Below are 15,535 nucleotides of genomic sequence, written 5' to 3'. Positions count from 1 at the left end.
CGTTCCCCCTGTGCCTCCGGCTACTGTGCCGCCCGCTGCAGGCTGACTTCGATGGAGTCAACCCGCTCGGCGAACAATTCATTCTGCGCCCAACGCCCGTTCAGCCCGGCGACGAGGTCCTGCACCGCTGCGGCGTCCAGGCCGTCTTCGAGATACAGCACCACGCGCAATTCGGGCCCGGGTCCTCCGCCGGCCATGGCCGATCCGTCAGCCGTGCGCGAAGCCATTCCCGATCCCGGCCGCACCTCCAGGCGCCGCACGGCCGGGTACACCCCTGCCAGGGAATTGAGAGCAGCCTCCAGTTCATCATCAAGGTACGACGGCGTCCAGTCACGTTGCTGCGCCAGCGACCACATGGCGGGCCGTCTCACAACGAAGGTCACATCGGAACCGGGGTCGAGCACGAGCAGCTGGGCTCCCTCCGAGACAGCCGACAGCGCTGCCCGGGCCGCGTAGACTGCGACGGGACGGGCCTGCGGGTGCCAGGACTCAAGTGCGCCGGCCGAAGTGAACACGGGCATGGCCGTGCGGCCATCCGGCGCTTTCAGTGTCACGAGCGCCATGTCGGCCTGCTTGTCGGCATGGAGGCCGTCCACGCCCTCCGCTTCCTCAGCAAGCTGGGCCACGACCGGAACGAAGACCCTGGCGGTCGCCAGGGAAGCCACCACACCGGCCTCGCTCCCGGTACCCGCGAGCAGGGCCGCGACGGCGGCGAGGTACCCGGCGTCGGCCGTTCCGTCGTCGTCTTCGAAGTTGTGGATCTTGGCGGCGTCTCCGCTCAAATCCCGGCCCGCCCAGGGCTGGCCGGCGGAATCGACTGCTCCCCCGGCACCTGCGAGGGCCGCGGCGATGTGCCCGGGCAACTGCCGGGGCGCGGGAGTCGAATCCTTGTCAGCGGCCGGGGACTGTGGATCGTGGGACATCAGCGGCGCCCGGCGACGTCCAGGGCTTCCGGAAGGGTGAAGGCCCCGGCGTACAGCGCCTTGCCGACGATCGCTCCTTCGACCCCGAGCGGCACGAGTTCGCGGAGCACCCGCAGGTCCTCCAGGCTCGAGATTCCGCCGGACGCAATGACAGGTTTGCCGGTCTTTTCCACCATCTGGCGCAGCAGCTCGACGTTGGGACCCTGCAGGGTCCCGTCTTTCGTCACGTCGGTGACCACGTAGCGGGCGCAGCCGGCGTCCTCAAGGCGGGCGAGCACTTCCCAGAGATCCCCGCCTTCCTTGGTCCAGCCCCGGCCTGCGAGGGTTGTGCCGCGGACGTCGAGCCCGACGGCGATCTTGTCACCGAAGCGGCCGATGGCCCGGCGTGTCCACTCGGGGTCCTCCAACGCGGCGGTTCCCAGGTTCACGCGGGCGACGCCGAGCTCGAGTGCGCGCTCAAGGGATTCATCGTCGCGCAGTCCGCCGGACAACTCCACCTTGACGTTCAGCTGGGAAACAACCTCGGTGATGAGACCGGCGTTGTTGCCGCGGCCGAAGGCGGCGTCGAGGTCCACCATGTGCACCCACTCGGCTCCGGCGTTCTGCCAGTTCAGCGCTGCTTCCAACGGGGTGCCGTAGCTTGTCTCGGAACCGGCTTCTCCCTGAAGGAGACGGACGGCCTGGCCGTCCACGATGTCGACGGCGGGCAGGAGTTCCAGAACTGGCAGTTCGGAGGCGGTGGTCATTGAAGTCCTCGGTGTTTGTGGGGACGGGCGTCAGTTGCCCGGCCGGGTCATTTAGGGGCCAGGGTGAAGAGATAGGCAGCCAGCAGTGCAAGGCCGGCGAGTACGTAGAACGAAACGGAAACCCAGGCGGGGCGTTTCTGCTGGTGGAAGGAGATACCGCCGCCGACCAGCAGCCCGGCCGTGCCCATGAGAATAACGGACCACATATCAGGCAGTTCCTTCGGCTTCGCTCGCGTGCGGTTGGGACTTGGCCGGTGGACGCAGGCCCTCAACCCAGTTGCGCAGGAGCCGGGCTCCGGCGTCGCCCGACTTCTCGGGGTGGAATTGCGTGGCGCACAACGGTCCGTTTTCCACGGCGGCGATGAAGGGGGCGCCGTGTTCGGACCAGGTTACCTTCGGCGGGGCCATGCGCGGCTGGACGACGTCGAATTCCCACTTCTGCACGCCGTACGAGTGCACGAAATAGAACCGTTCGTGCTCGACGCCGGCGAACAGCTTCGAGCCTTCCGGCACGTCCACCGTGTTCCAGCCCATGTGCGGGACAACGGGCGCCGGCAGGAGCTCCACCTTGCCCGGCCACTCGCCCATGCCTTCGGCTTCGGTTCCGTGCTCGACACCGGCTTCGAACAGCACCTGGAGCCCGACGCAGATACCGAGGACGGGCCTGCCCCCGGCAACACGCCGGCCGATCATCCGGATGGCGTCGACTGCCTTGAGTTCGCGCATCACTGTTTCGAAGGCGCCGACGCCGGGGACCAGGAGCCCGTCAGCGTTCAGGACGTCTTCAGGCTTGGCGCTCAGTGTGACTGCCGCACCGGCACGCTCAAGGGCGCGGACTGCCGAGCGGACATTGCCCGAGCCGTAGTCAAGGACCGTTACGGTCGGCTTGCCCTCAGGCGAGACGATGCGGCTGGCTACCTTCGGATCCACCACGGCGCCATCCTTGAGGATATGCGTACTCACAGGGCACCCTTGGTGGACGGAATGCCTTCGACCCGGGGATCGGACTCGACGGCGGAACGGAGTGCACGCGCGAATGCCTTGAACTGTGCCTCGACGATGTGGTGCGGATCCCGGCCGGCCAGGACATTCATGTGGAGGCAGATGCCGGCGTGCAGGGTAATGGCCTCAAAGACGTGGCGGGTCAGCGAACCGGTGAAGTGTCCGCCGATCAGGTGGTATTCCTGGCCGGCGGGCTCACCGCCGTGGACCAGGTAAGGGCGTCCGGAGACGTCGACGACGGCGTGGGCCAACGCTTCATCCAACGGAACCGTAGCCTCGCCGAAGCGACGGATACCGGCTTTGTTGCCCAACGCGGTGCGCAGGACCTCGCCGAAGGTGATCGCAACGTCCTCCACCGTGTGGTGGGCGTCGATGTGGGTGTCTCCCGTCGCCTTGACGGTCATGTCGATGAGCGAATGCTTGGAGAGCGCCGTCAGCATGTGGTCATAGAACGGCACTGAGGTGCTGATGTCCGAGACTCCAGTGCCGTCGAGGTTGATTTCAACCAAGACGGAGGACTCACTGGTGGTGCGTTCCATGCGTGCAGTCCGGGCGGCCGCCGTGCTGGCGCCGTTTTCGCTCATTGATATGTCCTTAGGAGGAAGGTGTGGTGGGGCTTGTCCAAGTCTAGGCCGGTGAGGGAGCCTGGCCGTCCAGCAAGGCTTCGAGCGCCTCAAGGAAGGCCGTGGTCTCCGGCTCCGTGCCTGCCGTCACCCGGAGGTGGCCCGGTATGCCGACGTCGCGGATCAGGACTCCACGCTCCAGCAGGCCTTGCCACAGGGCATGGGGGTTTTCGATTCCGCCGAAGAAAACATAGTTCGAATCGGAGGCGGCCGGGGTGAAGCCCATCCGGGTCAACTCGCTGACAATGCGATCGCGCTGGATCTTGATGTCTTCGACGTCGGCCATGAGGGCTTCGCGGTGCCGGAGTGCGGCCAGCGCAGTCGCCTGGGTGATGGCGGAGAGGTGATACGGAAGGCGGACCAGGCGGATCGCGTCGGCGACCTCGGGGGCAGCGGCCATATAGCCGATGCGTGCACCGGCGAGGGCGAAGGCCTTGCTCATGGTCCTGGAGACGATCAGGCGCTCCCGGCCAGGGAGGAGCGTCAGCGCGCTTGGCGTATTATCGTGGGCGAACTCGTGGTAGGCCTCGTCCACGATCACGACTGTCTGGCTTGCTTCGCCTGCCTCGTACACGGCTTCGACAACATCCAGGCCAAGTCCGGTGCCGGTGGGGTTGTTGGGCGAGCAAAGGAACACGACGTTCGGTTTGAGTTCGCGCACCTGCGCGGCGGCCGAGGCTGCATCGAGTCCGTAGTCATCGCCGCGAACACCCGCAATGTAGGCGGTGTCGGTGCCGCTGGCCAGCAGGGGGTACATGGAGTACGTGGGAGGGAACCCGAGCGCGGACCGTCCGGGGCCACCGAAAACCTGGAGGATCTGCTGCAGCACTTCATTGGAACCGTTGGCTGCCCAGATATTCCCGGCAGCGAGGTCGTGGCCAAGGTATTCCGCCAAGGCCTCGCGCAGTTCTGTGAACTCACGGTCCGGATAGCGGTTCAGTCCGGTCGCGGCTGCCGCCACCGCTTCGGTGATGGCCGCCTGGACATCGGCCGGAACGCCATGCGTATTCTCGTTGACGTTGAGCAAAATCGGGACATCAAGCTGCGGCGCGCCATACGGGCTCAGGCCGCGGAGGTTGGTCCGGAGGGGAAGTCGGTCAAGTCGCTCACTCACCATGACAGTTTAAGGTGCCACGGCGGATGCCCTGAAACTGTGACGGCCCTGCGCCCGTTCAGGCGGGCTGCCACCCTGGACGAAAGTGCCCTCAGGTGGCAGGAATGAACAGTTGCTGGCCCGGTACGATGCGTCCGTCCTGCAGGTTGTTCAGCTGGATAATCTCGGCTACGACATCGCGAGGATCCCGGGAAGGCGCCGCCTTCCCTGCAATCCCCCACAACGATTCGCCCATTTGAACCGTGACACTCGTGCTGGACGTGGGCTGTAGCTCGGCGGCGGAGTCAGCAGCCTTGGCCGGTGAATTCAGGAATCCCGCCAGGCTGAGCAGCGCTGCAACCACGAGCATTGCCGGGAGGCCGAAGAAGACCATACGGCCCCGGCGTGTCAGGTGAAGCCTGCCCGGCGCCGCACTGCGGCCTGGGGTGTGGGTGATGGTGATTGCGGACATGAGCTGAGCCCTTCTGAACAATGCCGCATTCCGGAATCTCTGGGTGCGGCTGCCAATTCTTGCCTTCAGTCAGTGCTTGCGAGGCGATTGTTCGTCCATGTCTTCGAACGAACACCCGGATCCCGCAGCACTTTTATAGAACACATATTCGAACCTTGCTATGACATTTTTAGCACTTATCAACGAACGATGTCGAGACTCGCTAGAACAAATGTTTGATAAACGCCTGTGCCTGCCCTACGTTTGAGTGAAGGAACGAGCACTGAATCAGTGCAACAGGAGGGTCTGACATTTCAGGCCGACAGTCCCGGCAAGCGCCTCAGCGGCGGACGGGCGGAACGGAAGGGCGTTGGCGAACATGGCAGCGAAAGCCACTGGCAGCGGGTCGGCCTCATCGCGGAGCCAGCAGCCACAGAAGGCCCCCAAGAGCCTGACCGTCCGCCAGAAGAAAATCCTGGAGACCATCCAGCGTTCAGTGAACGATCATGGCTATCCGCCGTCGATGCGCGAAATCGGGGACACGGTTGGCTTGGCCAGCCTGTCCAGTGTCACGCACCAGTTGTCACAACTTGAGAAGCTCGGCTATCTCCGCCGCGATCCCAAGCGTCCGCGGGCGATGGAAGTCCTCATGCCATTGACCTTGGACGGCGGCTCGGTCATTCCCGGCGTCGAGGCTCCGGCGAAACTCCGGAGCGCGGGCGGCCTGGCCGTCACGGAGCTCGCGAGTGCCAGCGACACGGCCATGGTTCCCCTCGTGGGGCGCATTGCTGCCGGTGGACCCATCCTGGCCGACCAGACCGTTGAAGATGTCCTCCCGCTGCCCCGCCAGTTGGTTGGCCATGGCGAGCTCTTCATGCTGAAGGTCGCCGGTGATTCCATGATCGACGCCGCTATCTGCGATGGCGACTGGGTGGTGGTACGGCGGCAGAACGACGCACTCAACGGCGACATCGTGGCCGCGCTCCTGGACGACGAAGCCACCGTCAAGACCTTCCGTCAGCGCGACGGCCACACATGGCTGCTCCCCCAGAACACGCAATACGAGCCTATCCTGGGTGACCATGCCACCATCATGGGCAAGGTCGTCTCGGTCCTGCGCTCACTCTAGGACGCGCCCAGACGTGCCCGAGCCCGGACGCGCCCGCTTTAAGCCTTGGCCGACTCGGCGTAAAGCCGCTCGAGCGCACCGCGCACCACTGAACGGTCCGTCGTGGGCCAGAAGGGCGGCAAAGCTGCCCGGAGGAAGTTGCCGTAGCGTTCCGTCGAAAGCCGTGAATCCAGTACTGCCACCACGCCTTTGTCCCCCGTTGAGCGGATGAGGCGGCCTGCTCCCTGGGCCAGCCGGATGGCCGCGTGCGTCGCGGACACTGCCATGAAACCGTTGCCCCCGGCCTGCGCGACCGCGCGGGATCGTGCCGTCATCAGGGGATCGTCCGGACGAGGGAACGGGATCCGGTCGATGACGACCAGCCGGCAGGAACCGCCAGGAACGTCGACGCCCTGCCAGAGGGACATGGTGCCGAACAGGCACGTGTCCTCTTCCTCGGCAAACTGCCTGACCAACGCGGCCATGGTCGATTCGCCTTGGCACAGGATGTCCACGTCCAGGCGCGACCGCATCGCGTCCGCGGCGTCCTCCGCCGCACGGCGGGACGAAAAGAGGCACAAGGCTCCGCCGTGGGAGGCTTTGATGAGCTCTTCAAGTTCGTCGAGCGCCTCGGGCGAAGTGCCGCGCCCAGGCTTGGGCAGGTGCTTGGCGACGTACAGCATGCCCTGCTTCGGATAGTCGAACGGCGAGCCGACATCCACGCCGGTCCAGCTCGGGGCGCCTTGGCCAGTCAGGCCAAGCCCGCCGGCGGTGGCCTCGAAGGCAGAGCCAATGGCCAAGGTGGCAGAGGTCAAGACCACGGTGTGGCCTGCGAAGAGACCTTCCCGGAGGCGTCCGGCAACGCTGAGCGGCGCGATGTTGATGAGCGCCGGCGAATCCTCGTCGGGTGCCGTGTAGCCCTGCTGCGGATCGAAGGTGCTGTTCCGGGACAACCACACGACTTCCCGGTTTTCCCGGGCGGAGAGCAGCCGTTCGCACAACTCAAGGATCAGCATGAGCCGTGAGCGCGCGAGCTGGCGTCCGCCGTCGACCGCGTTGGACGAATCCCCCTTCGAATCGGAAAGCGCCGCACGGCACGCTTCCCGGAGCTGGTCCACGCAATCCAGCTGTTCATCATTGAGTCCGTTGGGCAGGAGGCCGGACGGCGCACCGATGATCGCGAGTTCCAGGCGGTCGGCTGCGGCGTTCAGCGCGTCCACGGTGATGGCTGTATGTTTGCGGGCGCTCGAGGCCGCGGCATGGATCATCGCCACCGACAGCTGTCCGGACACGGCTCCCGTCACCCGGTCCTGGAGCTCGTGGGCCTCGTCGACCACTACGACGTCGTACTCGGGCAGCACGGCCAGGCCTTCGAAGGCGCTGACGGCGAGCATCGCATGGTTGGTGACCACGACGTCGGACTCCGCGGCACGGTGGCGGGACAACTCACTGAAGCACTCCTCCGCCATCGGACACTTCTGCGCGCCGAGGCATTCCATCGACGTGACCGATACTTGGCGCCAGGCCCGGTCTGTCACACCCGGCATGAGTTCGTCGCGGTCCCCTGTGGTGGTCTTCCCGGCCCACTCGCGCAGCCGCAGGACTTCCTTGCCGAGCTGCGAGGCCGGGCCGCCGATGGCTGCGGCGAGATGCGGGACGCTGGTGTCCTCGCCGAGGGAGAACAACTGCCCCTCGGCGGGCTCCTCGCTCGGGAAACCGCCCTCCAGCTTGTGCCGGCACACATAGTTGGCCCGGCCCTTGACCAGGGCGATGCTGACCGGACGTTCCAGCTCCGGATTGATGGTTTCCAGGAGGCGGGGCAGGTCCCGGCCCACGATCTGCGTCTGCAGGGCAAGGGTAGCCGTGGACACCAGCGTGGGCTTGTTGCTTTCCATCGCGTGCGCAATGAGCGGAATCAGGTACGCGAGGGACTTGCCCGTGCCCGTGCCCGCCTGGACCAGGAGATGTTCGCCGGTCTCGATCGCCCGCGCCACCTGCCTGGCCATCTGGTGCTGGCCCGTGCGGTTTTGCCCGCCCATGCCGGCCACGGCTTTGTCCAGGAGTTCGAGGGCGATCCGCTCCCCCACGGTTTCGCCGCGCTCCCCCGCCTCTGGATCAACCATTGCGGACGAACGACTCCAACTCGGCGGCGAGGTTCTCATGGACCATGGCCACCACGCGGGTGCCTTCCTCCTCATGCTCGAGGCTGAGGATTTCGGCGTCGGTGTTGTGCAGCTTGTTGATGAGCTCGCCGCGGTTGTACGGAATCAGGACCTCAAGGCGCACTCCGGGGCGCGGAATGGCCTCGCTGATGGCTCCAAGGAGCTCCGCAATGCCCTGCCCTGTGCGCGTGGACACGACGACGTGGCGTGGCTCTTTCTGCTTGAGCCGCTCAATGACGAACGGATCCGCGGCGTCCGCCTTGTTCAGGACAATGATTTCCGGGATCTTCCGGGCATCCACTTCGCTGAACACCGTGCGGACGGCGGCGATCTGGCCTTCCGGATCGGGATGCGAAACGTCCACCACGTGGAGGATCAGATCGGCGTCGGCCACCTCTTCCAGCGTGGAACGGAAAGCCTCCACGAGCTGGGTGGGCAACGAACGCACAAAGCCGACGGTGTCCGAGAGCGTGTAGCCGATCCCGTCAGGTGTCTGGGCTTTGCGGACCGTGGGATCCAAGGTGGCGAACAACGCGTTCTCCACGAGGACACCGGCGTCCGTCAGGCGATTGAGCAGCGACGACTTTCCGGCGTTCGTGTAACCGGCGATGGCGACCGAAGGAACGGCGTTACGACGGCGGTTGGCCCGCTTGGTCTCGCGCGAGGGCTTCATCGCCGCGATTTCACGGCGAAGCTTGGCCATGCGTGTGCGGATTCGACGGCGGTCCAGCTCAATCTTGGTTTCACCAGGACCACGCGAACCCATGCCGGCGCCGGCGCCGCCCACCTGGCCACCGGCCTGGCGGGACATGGAATCGCCCCAACCACGCAGGCGCGGCAACAGGTATTCCAGCTGGGCCAGCTCCACCTGGGCCTTGCCCTCGCGGCTCTTGGCATGCTGCGCGAAGATGTCGAGGATCAACGTGGTGCGGTCCACAACCTTGACCTTGACGATGTCCTCAAGGCCGCGCCGCTGGGACGGTGCCAGTTCGGCGTCGACCACTACGGTGTCCGCGCCGGTGGACATCACGATGTCCTTGAGCTCCAAGGCTTTGCCTGAGCCAAGGAACGTGCCGGGGTCCGGCTTCATGCGGCGCTGGACGATGCCGTCCAAGACTTCCGAGCCGGCCGTTTCGGCCAAAGCGGCAAGTTCCCTGAGCGAATTCTCGGCGTCGGCCAGGGTGCCTTCGGTCCAGAGGCCTGCCAGCACGACTCGCTCAAGGCGCAGCTGCCGGTATTCGACCTCGGTGACATCTTCCAGTTCCGTGGACAGGCCCGCGGTGCGGCGCAAGGCCCGGCGCTCGGCCAGGTCCTCTTGGTCGCCGTCGTAGATGCTGTGTTCATCGTCCAGGCGGGAAATCGCCTGGGCCTTGCCAAACACGCCCCGGGGTTCGTCGCGGTCCTGCACCATGGCGGGTGCGTCCTTGGAGAGAATCCGGTCGATGACAGCCTGGATTTCTTCAGGACTCATGTCCTGGGCGTCGGAATCGGGTCCGGTGTTCTTCTGCGTGGTCATGGTCTCCTTTAGGGGGTTCGGCATTTCCAGAATAGTGCCGATTCGTCTCTTATGGCGCGGAATTCGCGCAGGGCTGATGCCTGGCAAGCCCCTGCCGATGGTCCGGGTATCCCTCCGGAGGGGCTGCGCGGAGTGCGTGCACAGTTCCCAAGGGCGGAAGGGGGCCGATCTGCTGAGTATCCAGGCGTCAAGAACAGCGTCTGGAATGGACATGCCAAGGCGGAATGGCGCCGCACATGGTGCAGGCCTGCGTCGCGGGCGGTGCCGGCTACTCAAAGATCAGGAACATGCGCACCAGACTATCAGACCGCGTCAAGCACGGGTTGGGCCGGCCCGGGGCGACGCGCGGTTTCCCTTGCCCGCTGCTGGCCACTAATCTGGCAAGCTATGGAGTCTGCTCACTATTTCAGCGCACAGCCCGCGGGGCCGTTCACCCGCAAGCCCCTCACGGTGGAACTGGCCGGCGCGACCCGCCGGCTCCAGACATCGGGCGGCATTTTCAGCCCCGACGGGATCGACAAGGGAACTGCGATCCTGCTCTCCGAGGTTCCGGCGCCCGCCCCGCAGGGAAATCTGCTGGACATCGGCTGCGGCTGGGGTCCCATTGCCCTGACGATGGGGCTCATGGCGCCGCATGCGCGCGTCTACGCCGTTGATGTCAACGAGCGCTGCGTCACCTTGACGAACGAGAACGCCGCCCTGCTGGAACTTGGGAATGTCACCGCGAGCCTGCCCGACGACGTCGACCCTGACGTGATGTTCGACACCATCTGGTCCAACCCGCCCATCCGCATCGGCAAGGATGGACTCCACGAGCTGCTGCTCACGTGGCTGCCACGGCTCGCGCCGGGTGGAACCGCCTGGCTTGTGGTGCAGAAAAACCTCGGGGCGGACTCGCTTCAGCGCTGGCTGGCCGATACGCTCGACGGTTCCTTCTCGGTATCCCGGGAAAGCACCTCGAAATCCTTCCGCGTCCTGCGGATCAGGAAAGCGTCCCGCTAGCGACAATCACGGCGGGCCCGCTCAGCTCCACATGTTCACGGCCGCTTTCGCCCGGGAAGAACCGCACCCCGACGACGCCGCCCGGCACCTTGACGCGCCACGTGTCCGGGGCGCCTTCCCCTGCCCAGTGGCGGATGGCGACGGCGGCCGCGCAGGCGCCGGTGCCGCACGATTGGGTCTCACCCACGCCGCGTTCGTGGACCCGCATGGTGATGTTGCCGACTCCTTCGTGAACGAGGGGCTCCGCGGGAACCACGAATTCGACATTGGTGCCGTTGGCCGGCTTGGGATCCACGACAGGCGCCTTGAAGAGCTGCGTGGATTTGAGCTCCGAGAGTTCGGCCAATGCCACCACGGTGTGCGGGTTGCCCATGCTGATGGAAAGGGCGGGCCGGGCGACTTCCAGTCCGTCGGCGCTGACGAGGGAGTCCATGGCCTTGCTCGTGGCGTCCTTGGGGAAAATGAATTCCCACGGGCCCATGTCCACCGCATAGCCCTCAGTGGTCCGGACAATCTTCTTGATGCCGCCGCGCGTCCCGATGGTCAGGGATTCACCGGCGTTGAGCGTGACAAGGCCCTGCTCGATGAGGAATTCGACGAACACCCGGACGCCGTTGCCGCACATTTCGGACAGCGAACCGTCTCCATTGCGGTAGTCCATGAACCACTCGGCATCGGAGTCCGCTTCGAGGAGCTGGAGGCCTTCGGGCAGGTACCGTGAAGGGACAGCCCGGATGAGCCCGTCCCCTCCGATGCCCAGGTGGCGGTCACAGAGCGCCGCGACTTGCTCCGGTGAGATCTGGTGCGCGTCATCGGGGTCTGCGACGAGGACGAAGTCGTTGCCCGTACCGTGTCCCTTGGAGAAGGCCAGTCCGTGAAGTCCGGAGGCGGGTACCGAACCGCCGGCAGCGGCAGGCTGCGGGGCGGAAAATGCAAGGGTTTCATCCATGGCTCAAGGCTACCTGCCCGAGGGGGCCCGCCTAAATCACTGACACGTGGCTTGCGCAGATTTCTGTCGCTTTGGCCTCCAAATCCGGATCCTGCCAGCCAAGCCAGTGGATCCGGGGGTCGGCCCGGAACCAGGTGAGCTGGCGCCGGGCGAATTGCCGGGTGGCCACGTTGGTTTCTTCGGCCGCTGCCGCCGTATCGGATTCGCCGTCGAGGACCTTCAGGAACTGGGCGTATCCGAGCGCCCGCGATGCCGTCTTGCCTTGTCGCAGTCCGGCGGCGTCGAGCCGCGCGACCTCTTCAAGGAGTCCAGCGTCCACCATCCTCAGCACGCGCTCGGCCAAACGCTCGCGCAGCACTGGCCGGTCGACGTCGAGCCCTATCTGCACGGCCGGCTGGAAGTACTCGCGCTGCGGCATGAAGGAGCTGAACGGGCGCTCGGTGAGCTCGAAGACTTCCAGCGCGCGGATGATCCGGCGCGCGTCGCCGAGCCGTCCCGCGGAAACTGGGTCGACAAGTTGCAGCCGTTCCTGGAGGCCTGCAAGACCGGAGGTTTCGTGCTCCAGCTCCAGCCGTTGCCGTACACCAGGGTCCGTCCCGGGAAATTCCAGGACATCCAACGCCGCCCGGACGTAGAGGCCGGAGCCGCCCACCAGGATGGCCCGCTTGCCGCGGCTTTGGATATCACGGATGGCGGCCCGGCAGTCGGTTTGGAAAGCCGAGACGCTGGCTTCTTCGGTGACATCCATGGTGTCCAGGAGGTGGTGGGTCACTCCCCTGCGTTCGGCGACGCTGATCTTGGCCGTGCCGATGTCCATGCCACGGTAGAACTGCATGGCATCGGCGTTGATGACCTCGCCGTCCATCGCGAGGGCGAGGTTGACGGCGAGATCGGATTTGCCGGAACCAGTGGGGCCGACGACGGCGATCACGGGCGGATGCGGATCAGCTGATCCGGCCGGTACTGCTGCCATGCCGGGCTAGCCGCGTCGTACGGGGAGCGACGGCATACCGAGGGAGACGGCTTTGAGGCCGCCGGACGCGGCGCCTGCGCCACTCGGTGCCGGAGCGCCGCAGGAATCGGCCTGGGAGCGGTCCCACGCGTCACCGGCCCGGGAGCGCCGCAGGCTGTAGTCCGCCGTCGTCGCCGGATCGGAGACGAGGTGGAAGGCAGCGGCCTCGGTGATCGTCACGGTGACGAAGTCGCCGGGCCGCGGGGCCTCTGCGCCTTCGGGCACGGAGAAGTGGACCAAACGCTGGTCCTGGGAACGACCGGACAGGCGATGCGTTTCTTCTGCCTTGCGGCCGGACTGGGCGGTGACAAGCAGTTCAACCCGGCGTCCAAGCTGTTTCGCGTTCTCCTCGGCCGCGATGCGGTCCTGGAGGGCGGTCAGCCGCTCGTAGCGTTCCTGGACGACCGCTTTGGGCAGCTGTTCCGGAAGGTCCGCTGCCGGGGTGCCCGGGCGCTTGGAGTACTGGAAGGTGAACGCCGAGGCGAAGCGCGACTTCTCGACGACGTCGAGCGTTGCTTGGAAGTCCTCTTCCGTCTCGCCGGGGAAACCCACGATGATATCGGTGGTGATCGCGGCGTGGGGAATCCTGTCGCGGACTTTGTCCAGGATGCCCAGGAACTTCGTGGAACGGTACGAGCGGCGCATGTCCTTGAGTACCTTGTCCGAGCCGGACTGGAGGGGCATGTGCAACTGCGGCATGACATTGGCCGTCTCGGCCATCGCGTCGATGACGTCGTCGGTGAATGCAGCCGGGTGCGGGCTGGTGAAGCGGACACGCTCGAGACCGGGGATGTCACCGCAGGCGCGGAGCAGCTTGGAGAACGCCAGGCGGTCCCCGAACTCCACGCCGTAGGAATTCACGTTCTGGCCGAGCAGGGTGACTTCGACGGCGCCATCGTCCACCAGCGCCTGGATTTCGGCGAGGATCTCTCCGGGACGGCGGTCCTTCTCCTTGCCGCGGAGCGACGGCACGATGCAGAAGGTGCAGGTGTTGTTGCAACCGACGGAGATGGAAACCCAGCCCGAGTACACGGAGTCGCGCTTGGTCGGCAGGGTGGACGGGAACACGTCCAGCGATTCCAGGATTTCGAGCTGCGCCTCATTGTTGTGGCGGGCCCGGTCCAGCAGCGCGGGCAGCGCCCCCACGTTGTGGGTGCCGAACACCGCATCCACCCATGGCGCCTTGCGCACGATGGTTTCGCGGTCCTTTTGCGCCAGGCATCCGCCCACGGCGATCTGCATTCCCAGATGGGCTGCCTTGACTTGCTTGAGTTCCCCGAGGTTGCCGTACAGCTTGTTGTCGGCGTTCTCACGCACGGCGCAGGTATTGAAGACCACGACGTCGGCGACGCCGCCATCGAACGGCACGTATCCTGCGTCCTCCAGGAGCCCTGCCATGCGCTCGGAGTCATGGACGTTCATTTGGCAACCGAAGGTGCGGACCTGGTAGGTGCGCTTCGCCCCATGGTCTGGTGCCGTATCGCTGACCGGGGCCGGTGTGGGCTGCTGAAGGGTGGCTGGTGCTGGTGCTGCGGAAGGGGAACTCACCAATCTAGGGTAGCCCCTCTGACTAGTACCAGTTGAAGCCCATCTCATGCTGCCAGGCGTTGCAAGGGGAACCGTAACGGTCACGGATATAGCCAAGGCCCCAATCGATCTGGGTCCGGTAGTTGCTGAGCCAGTCGCTGCCCGCGGAATAGTACTTGTCCGGCGGGAGCGCCTGCGCAACACCGTAGGCCCCGCTGCTGGGATTCGTGGCATCCGTCATCCAGCTTGATTCCTGGTTCCACAGCAGTGACAGACACTGCATTTGGTCCTGCCCCCAGCCGAAGGCGCCGAGGCGGGACGACGCATATTGCCGCGCACCTGCGGGGTCGTCGACGACGCTTCCCCCGCCACCACCTCCGCCACCACCGAAGCCGCCGCCTCCTCCGCTGCTGACGGGCGGCGGTGCGGCTTGCTGGTTGCTGGCGGCTGCAGCTGCCTGCTGCGCCCGCTGGTTGGCCGCTGCCTGGGCGTCGGCTTCCGCTTGGCGCTGCGCCGCCTCCCGCTTGGCTTCCTGGGCCGCCTGATAGGCGGCAAGCGCTACTTGGCCTTCCTGGTACTTCTGTGCCACTGCGGCCGAGGTAGAAGTCAAGGACGCGAGCTGGGCGACCATGGTCTTCCGCTGGCCGTCCGTGGCGGCGACGCTGTCCTCGGCCGCGCGCCTGGCAGACTCTGCGGCTTGGGCCTTTGCCGCAGCGTCACTGTCCAGTTGGGCCAGGACATCGCGCGCAGCTTGTTCCTGGGCGGTTGCGGCGGCTGACGCCCGGGACGCGCTGAGGGCGTCATCGTGCAGCTTCGACGTGCGATCGAGAACCCTGTTCAGCAAGGCATAACTTTGAATGTTGTCAGGCGCGATGGCGGCATTCGCGACGGACCAGGGCCCGGGATCGAACCCGCCGGACTCGTATGCCTTGACGACCAGGGACGACGTGGCCTTCTTCAGCGAATCCGCTTTTGCCTTGGCCTGCTGCGATGCCTCAGCCAGTTTCTGGGTCACAGCTTGCTGGCGCTGCAGGGCGTCATGGGCCTTCGCGTACTCGGTTCCCGCTTTGATGGCGGCTGCGCCAAGCTCGCCTGACTTCTGCTGAAGGCCGGCCAACAACTGGTTGATCCGGTCCACTTCGGCGCTTGCGGCTGCTTCATTTCCTTGGGCCTGTTGCACTTCTGCCCAACTGGGATAGCCCGACGGCGGGGCATCGTCGTCCGCCGAAGCCGGGCCGGCTTGGAGAAGCGACGCGACAAGCAAGGGCACAATGATTGCCGAAAGCCGTAACGACAACGGATTCATTGGATCTGACCTGCTTTCCGACTCGGAACACTAGTCCAGAACCTTAGCCGACCACCACCAAGAACCCGACCAACCCCGCCGCACGGGACAATACTCACAGGCAGCTCTCAGTTTC

15 protein-coding genes are annotated in these 15,535 nt (G+C 65.7%); 2 read left to right on the top strand and 13 right to left on the bottom strand.

Annotated features, from left to right (window positions below; genetic code table 11):
* Positions 1-20: 20 nt before the first annotated feature.
* From KNN17_RS10615 to KNN17_RS10585, 7 genes are all read right to left on the bottom strand, one after another.
* Positions 21-923, bottom strand: coding sequence for an SseB family protein (locus KNN17_RS10615; protein WP_241708832.1), 903 nt, complete (start codon positions 921-923; stop codon positions 21-23).
* Entirely contained in the window at positions 923-1,669 is a 747-nt protein-coding gene (priA, locus tag KNN17_RS10610) for a bifunctional 1-(5-phosphoribosyl)-5-((5-phosphoribosylamino)methylideneamino)imidazole-4-carboxamide isomerase/phosphoribosylanthranilate isomerase PriA (RefSeq protein ID WP_241708830.1), read from the bottom strand. The genes KNN17_RS10615 and priA overlap by 1 nt, the downstream gene beginning before the upstream one ends.
* Before the next feature lie 47 nt (positions 1,670-1,716).
* The gene (locus KNN17_RS10605; RefSeq protein WP_171983385.1) at positions 1,717-1,875 is read right to left on the bottom strand and encodes a hypothetical protein; all 159 of its coding nucleotides are present in this window, start codon (positions 1,873-1,875) and stop codon (positions 1,717-1,719) included.
* A gap of 1 nt (position 1,876) precedes the next feature.
* A complete protein-coding gene (hisH, locus tag KNN17_RS10600; protein WP_241708829.1) occupies positions 1,877-2,632 on the bottom strand; it encodes an imidazole glycerol phosphate synthase subunit HisH in 756 nt (251 codons plus the stop codon).
* On the bottom strand, positions 2,629-3,255 hold the full coding sequence (gene hisB / locus KNN17_RS10595) for an imidazoleglycerol-phosphate dehydratase HisB (protein WP_078105662.1): 627 nt from the start codon (positions 3,253-3,255) through the stop codon (positions 2,629-2,631). The genes hisH and hisB overlap by 4 nt, the downstream gene beginning before the upstream one ends.
* 43 nt (positions 3,256-3,298) lie before the next feature.
* Positions 3,299-4,408 (bottom strand): histidinol-phosphate transaminase, encoded by a 1,110-nt coding sequence (locus tag KNN17_RS10590; RefSeq protein ID WP_372489657.1) that lies wholly within the window; start codon positions 4,406-4,408, stop codon positions 3,299-3,301.
* Between the two features lie 91 nt (positions 4,409-4,499).
* Positions 4,500-4,859 (bottom strand): LysM peptidoglycan-binding domain-containing protein, encoded by a 360-nt coding sequence (locus tag KNN17_RS10585; RefSeq protein WP_241708827.1) that lies wholly within the window; start codon positions 4,857-4,859, stop codon positions 4,500-4,502.
* Positions 4,860-5,217: 358 nt separating this feature from the next.
* Between KNN17_RS10585 and lexA the strand changes: the two genes are divergently transcribed.
* On the top strand, positions 5,218-5,967 hold the full coding sequence (gene lexA / locus KNN17_RS10580; RefSeq protein ID WP_078105743.1) for a transcriptional repressor LexA: 750 nt from the start codon (positions 5,218-5,220) through the stop codon (positions 5,965-5,967).
* A gap of 38 nt (positions 5,968-6,005) precedes the next feature.
* On the opposite strand, the gene KNN17_RS10575 is transcribed toward lexA, so the two are convergent.
* The gene (locus tag KNN17_RS10575) at positions 6,006-8,069 is read right to left on the bottom strand and encodes an ATP-dependent DNA helicase (protein ID WP_241708826.1); all 2,064 of its coding nucleotides are present in this window, start codon (positions 8,067-8,069) and stop codon (positions 6,006-6,008) included.
* Positions 8,062-9,624 (bottom strand): GTPase HflX, encoded by a 1,563-nt coding sequence (hflX, locus tag KNN17_RS10570; RefSeq protein WP_241708825.1) that lies wholly within the window; start codon positions 9,622-9,624, stop codon positions 8,062-8,064. The genes KNN17_RS10575 and hflX overlap by 8 nt, the downstream gene beginning before the upstream one ends.
* A 387-nt stretch (positions 9,625-10,011) precedes the next feature.
* On the opposite strand from hflX, the gene KNN17_RS10565 reads away from it, so the two are divergent.
* On the top strand, positions 10,012-10,626 hold the full coding sequence (locus KNN17_RS10565; RefSeq protein WP_241708824.1) for a class I SAM-dependent methyltransferase: 615 nt from the start codon (positions 10,012-10,014) through the stop codon (positions 10,624-10,626).
* Here KNN17_RS10565 and dapF read toward each other — a convergent pair.
* The 4 genes from dapF to KNN17_RS10545 are packed head-to-tail and all read right to left on the bottom strand — an operon-like array spanning position 10,607 to position 15,420.
* A complete protein-coding gene (gene dapF / locus KNN17_RS10560; protein WP_241708823.1) occupies positions 10,607-11,575 on the bottom strand; it encodes a diaminopimelate epimerase in 969 nt (322 codons plus the stop codon). The genes KNN17_RS10565 and dapF overlap by 20 nt on opposite strands.
* A gap of 31 nt (positions 11,576-11,606) precedes the next feature.
* Positions 11,607-12,548, bottom strand: a complete 942-nt coding sequence (gene miaA / locus KNN17_RS10555; protein WP_241708822.1) for a tRNA (adenosine(37)-N6)-dimethylallyltransferase MiaA — start codon at positions 12,546-12,548, stop codon at positions 11,607-11,609.
* A 6-nt stretch (positions 12,549-12,554) separates the two neighbouring features.
* Entirely contained in the window at positions 12,555-14,135 is a 1,581-nt protein-coding gene (gene miaB / locus KNN17_RS10550) for a tRNA (N6-isopentenyl adenosine(37)-C2)-methylthiotransferase MiaB (protein ID WP_308196792.1), read from the bottom strand.
* A 22-nt stretch (positions 14,136-14,157) separates the two neighbouring features.
* Positions 14,158-15,420: a lytic transglycosylase domain-containing protein gene (locus KNN17_RS10545; protein WP_241708818.1), complete on the bottom strand. Its 1,263-nt coding sequence runs from the start codon at positions 15,418-15,420 to the stop codon at positions 14,158-14,160.
* Positions 15,421-15,535 lie beyond the last annotated feature (115 nt).

It is taken from the genome of Arthrobacter bambusae, from assembly GCF_022606295.1.
In the GTDB taxonomy this organism is placed as follows: domain Bacteria; phylum Actinomycetota; class Actinomycetes; order Actinomycetales; family Micrococcaceae; genus Arthrobacter; species Arthrobacter bambusae_A.
This window is presented reverse-complemented; position numbering and strand designations above follow the sequence as displayed.